This is a genomic window from Curtobacterium sp. PhB130 (assembly GCF_003755165.1).
Classification (GTDB): domain Bacteria; phylum Actinomycetota; class Actinomycetes; order Actinomycetales; family Microbacteriaceae; genus Curtobacterium.
Genome location: NZ_RKII01000006.1, coordinates 838,928 through 853,368 on the forward strand (window position 1 = coordinate 838,928; position 14,441 = coordinate 853,368).

A 14,441-nucleotide genomic window follows, 5' to 3' on the forward strand; every position below is an offset into this window, starting at 1 on the left:
GCTCAGGGCGTGCGGGGGAGCCGCGGCACCGTCCCGTTGCCCGGGTCGTACCCGGTGTCGCGGATCACGCGGATGGCCGTCGTGTCGTTGTGGACCGAGTGCACCACCACCCGGCGCGACCGGCGGAGCGCACGTCGGGCACCCGGCGTCGCGAAGAGCCCGCCGAGCACGAGCCCCGCGCCGATCGCGAGTGCCACCGACACCGCGGCGACGAAGTCGAGCGCCGCACTCGACGTGCCGGACATGAAGTTCAGGAGCGCGTTCGACACGGCGACACCGGGGAGCAGTGCCCCGCAGAACGCCGGCACCGCGATCGCAGCGACGGCGGTCCGCATCCGCACGGCCGCGTAGGTCGAGAGCACGCCGAGCAGGACCGCGGCGACGAACGTCGCACCGAGCAGCGGGAACCCGAGCTGCCGCAGCCCCCAGAGTGCTGCCCCCGCGGCGACCGAGAACACCACCGCGACGGGGATGACCCGGGCGCTCGCCTGTTGCACGAAGCAGTTCGCCCCCGCCGACACCACCGTCAGCGAGAGCGACGCCCAGAGCGGCAGCGTCTGCGTGACGATGCCGGACGGGTCCACCTCGAGGTGGAGCCACTTCGTCAGCGCGATGCCGGCCGGTACCCCGACGACGATCGCCGCGATGATCAGCCCGATGTAGAAGGCGCGCGCGACGGCCATCGCCCGGAACCCCGAGATCGCGTCCTGCGCCCACGTCACGAGTGACGGGTGCGGGAGCAGCAGCACGACGAGGGCGGCGACCATCGTGGCCGCGCCGCCCGGGTGCAGGACCCCGACGCCGATCGCCAGGGTGCCGAGCGCCGACGCCACGGCGCCCTGTGCCCCGGAGACGAAGAACTGCGGGTAGCCGCGGCCGGTCAGCCATCGCCCGGAGACGATGATGCCGAGCATCAGCACGAACGCGCCGACGCCGGCACGCCATCCACCGCCGGCCTGCATCGCGATCGACGTCCCGAGGATCGACAACCCGACGTCGGCCGTCCAGGTGGGCCAGCGGGAGGGCATCCGCAGCACCGCGACGAGCGCGCTCACCGCCGAGGTCATGTCGCGTTCGTCGTGGATGACGTCGTCGACGATCTGGTTCGCCCACGCCAGCCGGTTCAGGTCCGAGCCGTCGGAGCGCACCGTGCGCATCTTGACGAGCATCGGGGCATCCGACGGCGCGTACTGGATCGTCACGGAGCTCCCCGTGAAGTCGAGTTCCAGCGGAGCCAGGTTCCACTTCGTGGCCACGGCGACCAGGGCGATCTCGACGCTGCGGGTGTCCGCGCCCGATGCGAGCATCACCTCGGCCAGGTCGAGACAGAAGTCGACGATCTGCGCAGCGGTGTACTGCGCCGCCGTCTGCCGGTCCGGTTCGACGTGCTCGTAGATCGTGCCGCGGAGGCGTGCGCGGATGTCCCGGAGGTCGTGCTGCGCGACGCTGCGGGCACGTGCGCGGTGTGGGGGACGAGGAGGGCGGCCCGTCCGGGGAGCAGGGTGGAGCGGGTCGGCCATCAGCCCATTGTGCCTGCCGCCTCCAGCCGAGTCCGGGTGCGCGCTGAACGCGTCGCCTAGCCTGGTGCGCATGCCGCTGTCGTCTCCTGATCCGGACCTCGCCGTCGTCGGCGACCTGCCTGCGGGCGCGACGCACGTCGATGCCGACCGTCTCCTCCGAGACGCCGGCTGGACGCGCTGCGGGACGGGCGACTGGGCGTGGGCGCTCCGCTCGCCTGACGGCCGTTCCGTCGCCAGGATCAGCCCGTTCGACCCGGCCGCGCCGTACTCCGCAGCGCTCTACCGGTCGGCCGCGACCACCGGTCAGGTCCCGCTCCTGCTGGGGCACCGCGTGCTCGAGGGTGGCGGTGACCTCACGCTGATGGAGCACCTCGAACCGGTTCGGGAGGCTGAGGCTGCCGCGTTCCACCGGTCGATCGCGGCGCGGATGCCCGACGTCGCGGCGCTCGCCGCGCACATCGCGGCCGTGCACGCGCGCGGTGCGGTCGAGCAGCCGTGGTGGGGGCCGCTCGACGACAACCCGGCGAACGTCATGCGGGGCCGCGACGGCCGGCTGGTCGTCACCGACCTGTTCTACGCCGACGGCCCGGACCTCTACCGGACCGTGCTCGACGACCCCGACCGGGTCGTCCGGGCGTACCCCGAACACCTGCGCCGCTTCATGACCGAGCTCCCGCTGGCGAGTTCCGGCAGTTGGGCCGAGGGTGAGGCCGAGCGGATGCGTGCGGCGCTCGCTGCCGCCGACGCCCGACTCATCGGGACCGACGGACGGTGAGGCGCCCCGCCGCGAACGCGGCGACGACCGCCCCGAGGACGGCGACGGCGACGCCCGTCCAGAAGTGCCAGTTCGTCGATCCCGCGACGAAGGCGTAGTCCGACAGCGGGGCGTACGCGAACCAGCCGAAGGACGCCGGTGGTGCGGTCGCGGCGACGACCACGCCGACCACCAGGGCCAGCAGGCCGAGCCACAGGGTCGCGTGCGTCCAGGCGCGGCGCGGTCGGACCGTCATGGCTGTCAGCGTACCGAGTGGCGGACGGGGGCACCGAATGACGGACGGGAGGCGCGGTGCCAGCTGGCACCGCGCCTCCCGTCCGATCTGGTGGTGACGTCTACTGCTCGAAGGTCGCGTCGAGCGTGATCTCGACCCCGGTGAGTGCCTTGCTGACCGGGCAGGTCGCCTTGGCGTCCTCGGCGGCCTTGAGGAAGGTCGCCTCGTCGATGCCGGAGACCTCGCCGTGCACGGTGAGGGCGATGCCGGTGAGCTTGAACCCGCCGGCGCTGTCCGGGCCGAGGGAGACGTCGGCCTTGACGTCGAGGGCCTCGACGGTGCCGCCGGCCTCACCGAGGACCGCGGAGAACTGCATCGCGTAGCAGGCGGAGTGGGCTGCGGCGATGAGCTCCTCGGGGCTGGTGGTGCCACCGGCGTCCTCGGCGGCGCGCTTCGGGAAGGAGACGTCGTACGTGCCGACCTTCGAGCTGGAGAGTTCGACCTGGCCAGAGCCGTCGTTCAGGCCGCCGTTCCAAGCAGTGCGTGCGGTGCGCGTGGGCATGGCCGCTCCTTTCGTGTGGGGGTTCGGCCACGGGGTGGGCCGACGTGTCCGAGTCAATCGGAGAACGCACGTTCTCGCAACCGGCTCTCGGCGAAGACGCAGTCTCGGTAGGGTCGGGGCATGGGGGAAGCAACGACGTTCCGTGCCCGTGTGCGCACGCCCGGCGCGGTCCGCGGCGCCGGGCCGGTCATCGCCCTGGTCCGGTTCTGGATGCAGGGCTGGCGGTTCCACGGGCGGGCGAGCCGCTCCGAGTTCTTCTGGCCGATGGCGGTCGAGCTGCTCGTCGTCGCGGTGTTCGTGGGGCTCCCGGTCTGGATGGGGACTCCGTGGCGGTGGGACGCCTACGCCGACCCCTTCGGGATCGTGCCCTCGCCGTCCGTGCACTTCTCGTTGTTCGGCGACCCGGCGCGCGGCGGCGAGTTCGGCTACGGCGAGGGGTCCCGCGTCGCGCCGAACCCGTGGGACGTCGTCGTGCTGCTCGGGCTCGCGGTCACCGCGGTCCCGCGGTGGTCGCTGCTCGTGCGACGCCTGCACGACCGCGACCACACCGGGCTCTGGGTCCTGCTGCTGGTCCTCACCGGGCCGCTCGGGTGGCTCGTCGTGTCGGGCATGGTCTGCAGCCGCCCCCGAGCTCGCGGCGCCCGCTTCGACCGGACCCTGTGGGACGCCTACAAGCCGACCGCACGCCTTCCGGCCGGATAGGCAACAGGTGTAGTCTTGATTTCCGGATCGAGACGATCCGATCGCGACGCCGCGCGCCCCACCACGACGCCCCGACAGGTCGTTCAGACCCCGTCAACACCCGTCAACGGAGGAGAGGCAGCCATGCGCGCCGTCGTGTTCGAGCAGTACCAGACGTTCCCGTCCCTGCGGGACGTCCCCAAGCCCACGCCCGGCCCGGGGGAGGTGCTCCTCAAGGTCGCCGGTGCCGGCGCGTGCCACTCGGACGTCGCCGTCTACCGCGAGTTCCAGGCCGGCCAGCCCGGTGCGCAGGACCCGTCCTTCACGCTCGGGCACGAGAACTCCGGCTGGGTCGAGGCCGTCGGCGACGGGGTCACCGGCTTCACCGAGGGCGACGCCTACCTGGTCTACGGGCCGGTCGGCTGCGGCCACTGCAGCTATTGCTCGAAGGGGCAGGACACCTACTGCGAGAACGCCGCGACGAACCCGTACATGGGCATCGGTCTCGGCCGTGACGGCGGCATGGCGGAGTACGTCACGGTCCCCGCGCGCAACCTCGTGCCGCTCGGCGACGCCGACCCGATCGCGGCCGCGCCCCTCAGCGACGCCGCGCTCACGCCGTACCACGCGATCAAGAACTCGCTGCCGAACCTGGCGGGTGGCGGCAAGTACGCCCTCGTCGTCGGGCTCGGCGGGCTCGGCCAGATCGCCGTCCAGATCCTCACCGCCCTCACCGGTGCGACCGTCATCGCGACGGACATGAAGCCCGAGGCGATGGCTCGCGCCGCCGAGCGCGGTGCGATCACGGTGCCCGGCGGGCCGGACCAGGTCGCGGCGATCCGGGAGATCACCGGCGGCAAGGGCGTCGACGCGGCGTTCGACTTCGTCGGGGCGACGCCGACCATCACGACCGCGCAGGCGTCGATGGCCGTCGGTGGGCGTTTCACGGTGGTCGGCATCGCGGGCGGCACGACGGAGTGGAACTTCTTCTCGACGCCGTACGAGTCGACGATCACGAACACGTACTGGGGCACGATCGCGGACCTGCACGAGGTCGTCGCGATGTACCGCGCGGGGCAGATCGTCCCGGACATCGAGCGCTACTCGCTCGACGACGCGCTCGAGGCGTACCGCAAGCTCGAGGCCGGGGAGCTCTCCGGTCGCGCGGTGGTCGTCCCCTCCGCCTGACCTCACCCCACGGCGACCGCGACGCCCGCCGCACCCAGGAGCAGCACGTACCCCCACGCGTGCACTGCCTCCGGGATGCGCGGCGGGCGTCGCCGCAGCGCCACGATCACCGGCATCGCGCCGAGCAGGAGCGCCGCGGCGGCGGGCACGTCGACGGCCCCGACGAGCCCGGGGCACGCCGGGACGGCTCCGTGCACGAGCATCGTGACGAGGACCGCCGGCGCGGCGATCGCCAGGGTCAGCGGGTTCGCCAGGGCGGTCGCCACCGACATGGTCCCCCCGGCCCGCCGCAGCATCGGGACGGTCATCACGCTGCCGCCGACCCCGAGGAAGGCCGCGACCACACCGACCGGGAGGCCCAGCACCGTCCGCACGCTGGCGCCACCCGGCCTGCTCCCGGGCCCCAGGGCGTCGGGTCGGAGGAAGCCCGGCCGGACGAGCAGGTCCACGATCGTCGCGCCGACGTAGACGACGAAGCCCCAGCGGAGCAGCCCGTCCGGAGCGAACCGCGCCGCCGCCGCTCCGAGCGCCCCGCCGAGCACGAGCAGCACGAAGAGCCCGGTCCGGCCGCGGAGCCGTGCGAGCACGTCCCGGCGCGTGGACGCCGTCGCGACCGCGGCGTTGACGAGCATCACGAGCGCGGAGGTCGCCGTCGCGACCCGGACCGCGTCCCCGCCCATCGCCGCGTCCGCGACCGTGATGACGGGCACCGTCACGAACCCGCCGCCGAAGCCGAACAGCACGGTGGTGAGACCGACGAGCAGGCCGATGAGCGTGAGCACGAGGAACGTCATGGGTCCAGTCCACCGGTCGTGGGTCACGGCGAGCAATCGATGTTCGGCCCGAGACCTTCGAGCGTTAGCCTCGGTGCGTGCGCAACGTCCGGGTCGAGGAGCACGACCACCTGTCCCGCGACGTGCTGCCCATCGGGACCGAGTACCCGCCCGACTTCCTGCTCGCTCGGCACGCGCACCGGCGGGCGCAGGTCCTCTACGGGGCGAGCGGCGTGATGCTCGTCGAGACGGACGAGGGCTCGTGGACCGTGCCGACCGACCGGGCGGTGCTCATCCCGCCCGGCGTCGAGCACGAGGTCCGGATGCTCGACGTCACCACGTGGAGCCTCTACGTCGAGCCGGACGCGGTGCCGTGGTGGCCGACCTCCTGCACGGTGGTCGAGGTCGGTCCGCTCCTCCGGGAACTCCTCCGCGCCGCGTTCGACCTGCCGCTCGAGTACGACCCCCACGGCCGGGACGGCGCCGTGCTGCGGCTCGCCCTGCAGGAACTGCAGCGTGTCGCGCCGCTCCCGCTGACCGTGGCGCTGCCGACGGCGGGCGCCCTCCGCGACCTCTGCCGCGCCTACCTGGCGGACCCGGACGTGCACGTGACGAACGCGGACTGGGCGCGCAGCGCCGCGGTCAGCGAACGCACCCTCGACCGGCGGTTCCGCGCGGCCCTGGGCGTGGGACCCGCGGCGTGGCGCACGCGCGCCCGACTGCTGGCGAGCCTCCCGGCGCTCCGCGACGCGACCGTGACGGAGGTCGCGAGCGGACTCGGGTACGCCTCACCCGCAGCGTTCACGGCGGCGTTCACGAAGGCCTTCGGATCGCCGCCGTCCCGGTTCCGCCGCGCAGCCCAGGCCTGAGCCGTCTCAGACCGCCGGGCCGTTCACGCGCAGTTCCGCGGCACGGTCGGGGGAGGACCGCGCGACGTAGCCGATCCGGCTCTCGCGGACGTGCCAGCCCATCTGCTCCGCCGCGGCCTCGGCGTCCCCGGCGTCGATCGCCCCGAGGATCCGCCGGTGCTCCGGCCACAGGCGCTTCCCGCGCGAGGACGTGTCCATCGCGTAGAGCCACTCGATCTTCCGGGAGAGCTGCCGGAGCAGGGTCGCGAGCGTCGCGCTGCCGGACAGCTCCGCGACGAGGAAGTGGAAGCGGTCGTTGAGGCCGACCAGGAGCGCGAGTTCGCCGCGGTCGACGGCGCCGTCCCCGGCGTCGAGCACCTCGCCGAGCTCCCGACGGACCCGCCACCAGTCCTCCGGCGGGGCATCGCCGTCGAACAGGGTGCGGGCGCGTGCGGCGGCGCGGCGGGCGGTGGCGATCTCGAGCGCTTCCCGGACGGCGAAGAGGTCGTCGGCCTCGTCGAACGGGATCGCCGCGATCCGGGATCCGGCGTTCGGCCGCGACACGACGAAGCCCTCGCCCTCGAGGCCTCGGAGCGCCTCGCGCACCGGCACCCGGGAGACGCCGTAGCGCTCCGCCAGGAACGCCTCGGTCACCCGGGTGCCGGGCGTCAGCTCGCCCGCCACGATGTCGCGGCGGATCGCGTCGAGGACTCCGGCACCGTTCAGCACGTGCACCAGCGTCTCACGGGCGGGCCTTCGCTCACGCGGTCTGCTCCGCGAGCGCCCGCCCGGGGATCGCGTCGAGCAGGTCGCGCGTGTACTGCTCCTGCGGTGCGTCGAAGACCTCGGCCACCGAACCCCGCTCGACGACCTTGCCCCGGCGCATCACCACGACGTCGTCCGCGATCCGGCGGACCACCCCGAGATCGTGGGTGATGAACAGGTAGCTCAGCCCGAGCCGGTCCTGCAGGTCGTCGAGCAGGGCGAGGATCTGCTCCTGCACGAGGACGTCGAGTGCGGACACCGCCTCGTCGAGGATGAGCACCTCGGGTTCGAGCGCGAGCGCCCGGGCGATCGCGACGCGCTGTCGCTGGCCGCCGGAGAGCTCGTTCGGGCGGAGCTGCGCGGCCGAGCGGGGCAGCGCGACCTGGTCGAGCAGCGTCGCCACCCGCTCGGTGCGTGCCGCGCGGTCGCCGATGCCGAACACCCGGAGCGGCTCGTCGATGATCCGCTCGATCGTCGACGTCGGGTCGAGCGAGCCGTAGGGGTCCTGGAACACCGGCTGCACCCGTCGGCGGATGGCCCGCCGCTCGGCCCCGCGTGCGGTCCCGATCGACGCCCCGTCCACCAGCGCGGTGCCGGAGGTCGGTGCCTCGAGCCCGAGCAGGATGCGCGCGACCGTCGTCTTGCCGGACCCGGACTCCCCGACCACCGCGGTCGTGGTGCCGCGCCGGACCGAGAACGAGACGCCGTCGGACGCCCGCAGGGTCCCCGCCCCACGGCCCCGGAGCCGGTACTCCTTCACGAGGTCGGTCACGACGAGGACCGGCTCCCCGGGGTCGGTCGGCTCCGGGGGCAGGCCGGAGAGCGCGGGCGCGGCGGCGATGAGGCGCTTCGTGTACTCGTGCTGCGGGTCCCGGAGGATCGTCTCCGGGGAACCCTGCTCGACGATCTCGCCGTCGAGCATCACGATCACCCGGTCGGTCCGGTCCGCGGCGACCCCGAGGTCGTGCGTCACGAACAGCAGCGTGGTGCCGTGCTGGTCGACGAGCGTCTGCAGGTGGTCGAGGATCTGCCGCTGCACCGTCACGTCGAGCGCGCTGGTCGGCTCGTCCGCGATGAGGAGCTCCGGCTGCCGGGCGAGGGCGATCGCGATGAGGATGCGCTGCCGCATCCCGCCGGAGAACTCGTGCGGGTACTGGTCCGCCCGGCGCTCCGCTTCCGGGATGCCGGCCTCGGTCATCAGCGCGACGACCCGCTGCCGGATCGCCGCGCGACCGCGGACCCCGCCGGCGCGGAGCGTGTCGGCGATCTGCGCGCCGACCCGCATCGCCGGGTTGAGGTTCGTCGACGGGTCCTGCGGCACGAGCCCGATCCGGCCACCACGCACCCGGCGCATCGCGGTCTCGTCGGCGTTCGCGACGTCGAGGTCGCCGAGGCGGATCGACCCGCCGGTGATCGCGCCGGCGCCGGGGAGCAGGCGGAGCACCGCGGCGATGAGCGTCGACTTGCCGGAGCCGGACTGCCCGACGATCGCGACGCGCTCACCGCGCCGGACGTCGAGGTCGACACCGTGCAGGACCTCCCGGCCGCCGAAGGCGACGCGGAGGTCGCGGACGGACAGCAGTGGGGTCGTGGGGTCAGCGTCCAGTGGCATGGCCCTGTGCTCCTCTCGGGTTGGCGGCGGCACCGAGCACGCCGGTGGCGGGGTCGCGGGTCACGCACGACAGGCGTCCGAGCGCCCAGTCGCCCGCACGGGTGACGACGTGGCCGAGCTCCTCGAGCCCTGCGATCACGTCGTCGCCGAGCCGGTCCTCGACGACGACGCCGCCGGGGGTCCAGGTGCGGGGCCAGAACGACCCCGGGAACGACGTGGTGTGCAGCGCGGGTGCGTCGATCGCCTGCTGCGGGGAGTACCCGCCGACGATCGTGCGGAGCAGGAACAGCAGCTGCCACTGGTCCTGCTGGTCGCCGCCCGGGGACCCGAGTGCCATGACGGGCTCGCCGTCGCGCAGCACGAGCGTCGGGGTGAGCGTGGTGCGCGGGCGCTCACCGGGGCGGAGCGTCGACGCGGTGCCCTCCTCGAGCCAGGTCATCTGCATGCGGGTGCCGAGGCAGAAGCCGAGCTCGGGGATGGTCGGCGAGGACTGCAGCCAGCCACCGGACGGTGTCGCGCTGACGATGTTGCCCCAGCGGTCGACGACGTCGATGTGGCAGGTGTCGCCACGGGTCTCGCCGGTCTCCATCACGATCGGCTCGCCGCGGTCCTCGGTCAGGGGATCGTCCTCCGCGGGGACGGCGACGGCGTCGCCGCGGGCACCGGGCACGGTGGGTTCGCCGACGCCGGCGACGGGTTCGCCCCGGGGCGTGTACGTCTCGCGGAGCGGCGGGAGCTCGCCGGGCGCGACGGACACCGACCCCGGTCGGAGGTCGTGCGAGGCGCGCTCACCGATCAGCGCACGACGGGCGTCCGTGTAGGCGTCGGAGAGCAGCTCGTCCATCGGGACGTCGCCGTCGCCGTAGTACACCTCGCGGTCGGCGAGCGCGAGCTTCTGCGCCTCGACGATCGTGTGCGCTCCCGCGACGGTGGACGGGTCGAGCAGGGCGTCGTCGAGCGGCTCGAGCAGCCGCAGGGTCTGCAGCAGTGCCGGCCCCTGGCCCCACGGCCCGGTCTTCGCGATCGTGCGACCGCGGAACTCGGCGGTCGTCGCCGGCTCGTACGACGCCCGGAACGCGGCCATGTCCTCAGCGCGGATCACGCCGGCGTGGTCGGTGCCCGACGCGTGGCGGTGCGGTGTCCGGACGAATCGGTCGATCGCCTCGGCGACGAACCCCTCGGCCCACGCATCGCGAGCCGCGTCGATCCGCGCCACCCGGTCGGGCCGACCGGAGCCGGCCTCGACGAGGCGGTCGAGCACTGATGCCCACCTCTCGTTCCGGATGACGTCCCCCGGGGCCGGCACCGAGCCTCCCGGCAGCCACCGGTCCGCGGAGGACGGCCAGTGGTCCTGGAAGAGTCCCCGCACCGTCGCGATCGTCGCGACCACGCGCGGTGCGACGGGGTGGCCGTCACGGGCGTACCCGATGCCGAAGGACAGCACGTCGCCGAGTTCCCACGTGCCGTGGTCGCGGAGCAGGAGGAGCCACGCGTCGACCGCTCCGGGGACGGCGGCGGCGAGCGCACCGGCACCGGGGACCAGGTCGAGGCCCTCCGCGCGGAAGTGCGACGGTGTCGCGCCGGCCGGTGCCGGGCCCTGGCCCGTCAGGACCGTCGGGACCTGCTCTTCGGCGGTGGCGAACACCGCGGTCATGTCCCCGCCGGGGCCGTTCAGGTGCGGTTCGACGACGTGCAGGACGAAGGCGCCCGCGACGGCGGCGTCGAACGCGTTCCCGCCGCGCTCCAGGACGGCCTGGGCGGTGGACGTGGCGAGCCAGTGGGTCGACGCGGCCATCCCGAAGGTGCCCGCGAGGTCGGGGCGGGTCGTGTCGGCACTCGGGGTGACGAACGCGGGGTTGGTGCTCATGCGGTTACTTCCGGTCGGATGCGGTCGGGTCGAGGGCGTCGCGGAGCGCGTCCCCGAAGAGGTTGAAGCCGAGGCAGATCACGGCGATGGCGATGCCCGGGACGATCGCGGCCCACGGCGCCTGGCCGAGGTACTGCTGCGCGTCCGAGAGCATGATGCCGAGGCTCGGCGTCGGCGGCTGGATGCCGAGGCCGAGGAACGACAGCAGCGCCTCGCCGATCACCGCGACGGGCATGATCACCGTCGCCTGCACGATGATCGCGGAGACGCAGTTCGGCAGGACGTGCTGCGCGATGATCCGGGCACCACCGGCGTCGAGGGTCCTGGCACTGGTCACGAAGTCCGCACTCGTGATCCGCAGGGTCTCACCGCGGACGATGCGGATCATCGCGGGGACGTGCGAGACCCCGATCGCGATCACCGCGTTGGACAGGCTCGGACCGCTGATCGCGGCGAGCCCGACGGCGATGATGAGGAACGGGAACGCCAGGGCGACGTCGGTCAGCCGCGAGATGATCGCGTCCAGCCACTTCCAGTACCCGGCGAGCAGCCCGAGCGGGGTGCCGACCACGACGGCGACGAGCACCGAGAGCGCACCGACCACGAGCGAGACCTGCACGCCGTAGAGGGTGCGGGAGAGGATGTCGCGGCCGAGGTCGTCGGTACCCAGACCGAACCCGACGGTGAACGGCACCTGGAACGGCAGGTCGAAGTGCGTCTCCGTGGGGTCGTGCGGCGCGACGAGCGGTGCCGTGAGCGCGGCGAGCACCACGATCGCGAGCATGATGCCGCCGGTCAGGCCGAGCCGGTTCGCCCGGACCTGCTTCCAGACGCGGCCACGGCTCGAGCCGAGGTCGAAGTTCGTCGTCACGGCGGTCATCGGGAGCCTCCCACGCGGATCTTCGGGTTGATGACCGAGTACAGGACGTCCACGGCCAGGTTGATCACGACGTACCCGACGGTGATGACGAGCACGACGGCCTGGATCACCGGGTAGTCGCGGGTGAACACCGAGTCGAGCGTCAGCTTGCCGAACCCCGGCAGGGCGAAGATCCGTTCGGTGACGACCGCGCCGGAGATGAGCCCGCCGAGCTGCAGGCCGACGATCGTCACGACGACGATCATCGAGTTCCGCAGGCCGTACCGGAACAGCACCCGACCGCGGCCGAGGCCCTTCGCACGGGCCGTGCGGACGAAGTCCGTCTTCATCGTCTCGATCATCGACGCCCGGGTCTGCCGCATGATCACGGCCGCCAGGGACGTCCCGAGGATCAGCGCGGGCAGGGTCAGGTGGTAGAGCGCGCTCAGCGGGTTCGTCGTCATCGACACGTACCCGGAGGCCGGGAACCAGCCGAGGCCGGCCGCGAGCCAGACGATCGCGAGGATGCCGAGCCAGAAGTTCGGCACGCTGAGGCCGACGAGCGCCGCGGCGTTCGCCATCCACTCGGGCCAGCGCCCGCGGTACCGCTCGGCGATCGTGCCGAGCGCGACGCCGACGAGCACCGCGACGACGATCGCGTAGAGCGCGAGCCACAGCGTGACGGGCAGCGTCGAGCCGATGAGCTCCGTCACCGGGGTGCCGGTACGGGTCGAGCGGCCGAAGTCGCCGTGCAGCGCGTTGACCACGAACCGCCAGTACTGCACGAGGATCGAGTCGTCGAGGCCGAGCTGCTCGCGGACCGCGGCCAGACGCGCGGGGCTCGCCTCCTCGCCGGCCAGGGCAAGGGCCGGGTCGCCCGGCAGCTGCCGGACCCCGACGAACACGACGATCGATGCGAGCACCAGGGTGATCGCCGACTGCCAGATGCGGGTCGTGACGTAGCGGATCACTTGTTCGTGCCTTCCACGAATGCGGCCTGGCTGAGCCGGACCACGCCGTCCGCGTACGTCGAGACGCCCGCGATGTCGTCCCGGACGCCGGTGATGCTCCGGGTCCGGTAGAGGTAGATGATCGGGTCGTCGCGCTGCACGATGGTCGTCATCTGCCCGTACAGGTCGGCGCGCTCCTGTTCGTCCGTGGACTGGGAGGCCCGGGTGATCAGGTCGTCCACCTCCGGGTTGCTGTAGCCGGCGTAGTTGTTGCCGCCGCCCGTGCTCAGGAACCCGCCGATGTTGCCGTGCGGGTCGACGCGTCCGGACCAGCCGAGCTGGAGCGCCTGGAAGTCACCGCGCGTCTGGTCGTCGAGGAGCGTCGTGTACTCCACCGGGGTGATCGTGATCGCGAACCCACCCGCCCGGGCCTGCGACTGCAGGGCCTGGGCGAACCGGACCGTGTCGGGGGTGTTCGTCACCTCCATCTCGATCGGGAACGGCTGCTGCACGCCCGCCTTCGCGAGGATCCGCTTCGCCTGCTCCGGGTCGTAGGCAGGGCAGGCCTTGCTGGCGTCGCTCGCGAAGACGCTGGTGTTCGGCACCGGGGAGCAGGCGACGTCGGCCCAGCCGTGGAAGACGCTCTGCACGAGTTCGGCGCGGTTGATCGACATCGACAGCGCCCGGCGGACGTCGGCGCGCTCGGCGAGCGGCGTGTCGATCTGCTCCGGGTCGGTGCCGACGCCGTCCTGGTTGCCGATGTTCACGGTGATGCCCTGGTACCCGAGCGACCCGGTGCGCAGGACGGTCAGGTCCTTCCGCTTCCGCAGGTCGTCGACGTCCTGCGTGGAGATCGTGTCCGCCACCTGCACGTCGCCCGACTTCAGGTTCGCGGCCCGGATGCTCGCGTCGGTGATGATCCGGTACGTGATCGTGTCGAAGTGCGCGGACGAGGGGTCGTAGTACTCCGGGTCGCGCTCGACCTGGATCGAGGTCTGCGGGACGCGCTTCACGAACTTGTACGGGCCGACGCACACCGGCGCGTCCCCGAAGTCGTCGCCCTCGTCCGCGAGGGCCTCCGGCGACATCACCATGCCCGCGCGGTCGGCCAGGGCGGCGGTGATCGGGGCGAACGGCGTCGCGTACCGGAGCCGGACGGTGTGGTCGTCGACCGCGCTGACGTCCGTCACCGGGCCCATCTCGCTCTTCCGGCTGGAGTCGGCCTTCGTCAGGTTCCGCTCGAGGGTGGTGACCACGGCGGCCGCGTCGAACGGGGTGCCGTCGGCGAAGCGGACGCCGGTGCGGACGGGGAACGTCACGGTCTTCCCGCCGTCGGTCACGGTCGGCAGCGACGTCGCGAGCATCGGCACGATCGTGCCCTCCGCGTCGATGTCGTAGAGCTTCTGGCACATCGTCTCCATGACGTACCGGGTGTACAGCGACGAGGACGTCGTGGGATCGAGGCGGTCCGGCTCGGCCGAGAGCGCCATCACGAGGTCGCCGCCCTCCTGGACCTGCTGGTCGCCGATGGCGGTGGTGGTCACGGTGCCCGCGGTGGTGCCGCCGGCCTTCGAGCGTTGGACGGGGACGCACGCCGTGAGCGCGAGCGTCGCTGCGATGACGACGGCCGGCAGCGCGATGAGGGTGCGGCGGCGTCGGGGGCTGATCGGGGACATGGGGATCCTGATGCTGGTGGGGCTGTGGCGTTCCTTGTGGGATCGCGCTCAGGAGCGGGGTTGATTGCATACAATCATGGATCCGCGATCTCGTTTGTATACATTTTGTTTCGAGTGTGTGACGCGTCCTGCACATCGGGCAGCCCGTGAC

14 protein-coding genes are annotated in these 14,441 nt (G+C 72.6%); 4 read left to right on the forward strand and 10 right to left on the reverse strand.

Annotated elements, in window-relative coordinates:
- Positions 1 to 2: 2 nt before the first annotated feature.
- On the reverse strand, positions 3 to 1,520 hold the full coding sequence (locus tag EDF24_RS04190) for a threonine/serine exporter ThrE family protein (RefSeq protein ID WP_123655360.1): 1,518 nt from the start codon (positions 1,518 to 1,520) through the stop codon (positions 3 to 5).
- A gap of 70 nt (positions 1,521 to 1,590) precedes the next feature.
- On the opposite strand from EDF24_RS04190, the gene EDF24_RS04195 reads away from it, so the two are divergent.
- Positions 1,591 to 2,295 (forward strand): hypothetical protein, encoded by a 705-nt coding sequence (locus EDF24_RS04195; RefSeq protein WP_123701196.1) that lies wholly within the window; start codon positions 1,591 to 1,593, stop codon positions 2,293 to 2,295.
- Here the strand turns inward: EDF24_RS04195 and EDF24_RS04200 are convergent.
- On the reverse strand, positions 2,273 to 2,530 hold the full coding sequence (locus EDF24_RS04200) for a hypothetical protein (protein ID WP_123701197.1): 258 nt from the start codon (positions 2,528 to 2,530) through the stop codon (positions 2,273 to 2,275). The two genes, EDF24_RS04195 and EDF24_RS04200, sit on opposite strands and share 23 nt — an antisense overlap.
- Before the next feature lie 100 nt (positions 2,531 to 2,630).
- Positions 2,631 to 3,071: an OsmC family protein gene (locus EDF24_RS04205; protein WP_123655363.1), complete on the reverse strand. Its 441-nt coding sequence runs from the start codon at positions 3,069 to 3,071 to the stop codon at positions 2,631 to 2,633.
- 120 nt (positions 3,072 to 3,191) lie between these two features.
- Here EDF24_RS04205 and EDF24_RS04210 point away from each other — a divergent pair, with 120 nt between their 5' ends.
- Positions 3,192 to 3,773 carry a DUF805 domain-containing protein gene (locus EDF24_RS04210; RefSeq protein WP_123701198.1) on the forward strand — a complete coding sequence of 194 codons (582 nt, stop codon included), beginning with the start codon at positions 3,192 to 3,194 and terminating at the stop codon, positions 3,771 to 3,773.
- A 123-nt stretch (positions 3,774 to 3,896) separates the two neighbouring features.
- Positions 3,897 to 4,940 (forward strand): NAD(P)-dependent alcohol dehydrogenase, encoded by a 1,044-nt coding sequence (locus EDF24_RS04215; RefSeq protein ID WP_123655365.1) that lies wholly within the window; start codon positions 3,897 to 3,899, stop codon positions 4,938 to 4,940.
- A 2-nt stretch (positions 4,941 to 4,942) separates the two neighbouring features.
- Here EDF24_RS04215 and EDF24_RS04220 read toward each other — a convergent pair whose 3' ends face one another.
- Positions 4,943 to 5,734: a sulfite exporter TauE/SafE family protein gene (locus EDF24_RS04220; protein ID WP_123701199.1), complete on the reverse strand. Its 792-nt coding sequence runs from the start codon at positions 5,732 to 5,734 to the stop codon at positions 4,943 to 4,945.
- A 77-nt stretch (positions 5,735 to 5,811) separates the two neighbouring features.
- On the opposite strand from EDF24_RS04220, the gene EDF24_RS04225 reads away from it, so the two are divergent.
- Positions 5,812 to 6,582 (forward strand): helix-turn-helix domain-containing protein, encoded by a 771-nt coding sequence (locus EDF24_RS04225; RefSeq protein ID WP_123701200.1) that lies wholly within the window; start codon positions 5,812 to 5,814, stop codon positions 6,580 to 6,582.
- A gap of 6 nt (positions 6,583 to 6,588) precedes the next feature.
- Here the strand turns inward: EDF24_RS04225 and EDF24_RS04230 are convergent, their stop codons facing one another.
- Genes EDF24_RS04230 through EDF24_RS04255 form a run of 6 tightly spaced genes read right to left on the reverse strand, consistent with a single transcriptional unit; the run spans position 6,589 to position 14,290 of the window.
- On the reverse strand, positions 6,589 to 7,290 hold the full coding sequence (locus tag EDF24_RS04230; RefSeq protein ID WP_243698172.1) for a GntR family transcriptional regulator: 702 nt from the start codon (positions 7,288 to 7,290) through the stop codon (positions 6,589 to 6,591).
- 31 nt (positions 7,291 to 7,321) lie between these two features.
- Positions 7,322 to 8,938 (reverse strand): ABC transporter ATP-binding protein, encoded by a 1,617-nt coding sequence (locus EDF24_RS04235; protein WP_123701201.1) that lies wholly within the window; start codon positions 8,936 to 8,938, stop codon positions 7,322 to 7,324.
- Positions 8,922 to 10,805 (reverse strand): gamma-glutamyltransferase family protein, encoded by a 1,884-nt coding sequence (locus EDF24_RS04240; RefSeq protein ID WP_123701202.1) that lies wholly within the window; start codon positions 10,803 to 10,805, stop codon positions 8,922 to 8,924. Before EDF24_RS04240 ends, EDF24_RS04235 begins: the two co-directional genes overlap by 17 nt.
- A gap of 4 nt (positions 10,806 to 10,809) precedes the next feature.
- Complete coding sequence (locus EDF24_RS04245; protein WP_123701203.1) at positions 10,810 to 11,685, reverse strand: ABC transporter permease; 876 nt, start codon at positions 11,683 to 11,685, stop codon at positions 10,810 to 10,812.
- The gene (locus EDF24_RS04250) at positions 11,682 to 12,635 is read right to left on the reverse strand and encodes an ABC transporter permease (RefSeq protein WP_123655371.1); all 954 of its coding nucleotides are present in this window, start codon (positions 12,633 to 12,635) and stop codon (positions 11,682 to 11,684) included. The genes EDF24_RS04245 and EDF24_RS04250 overlap by 4 nt, the downstream gene beginning before the upstream one ends.
- Entirely contained in the window at positions 12,632 to 14,290 is a 1,659-nt protein-coding gene (locus EDF24_RS04255; RefSeq protein ID WP_123701204.1) for an ABC transporter substrate-binding protein, read from the reverse strand. Before EDF24_RS04255 ends, EDF24_RS04250 begins: the two co-directional genes overlap by 4 nt.
- Between the last annotated feature and the right edge of the window lie 151 nt (positions 14,291 to 14,441).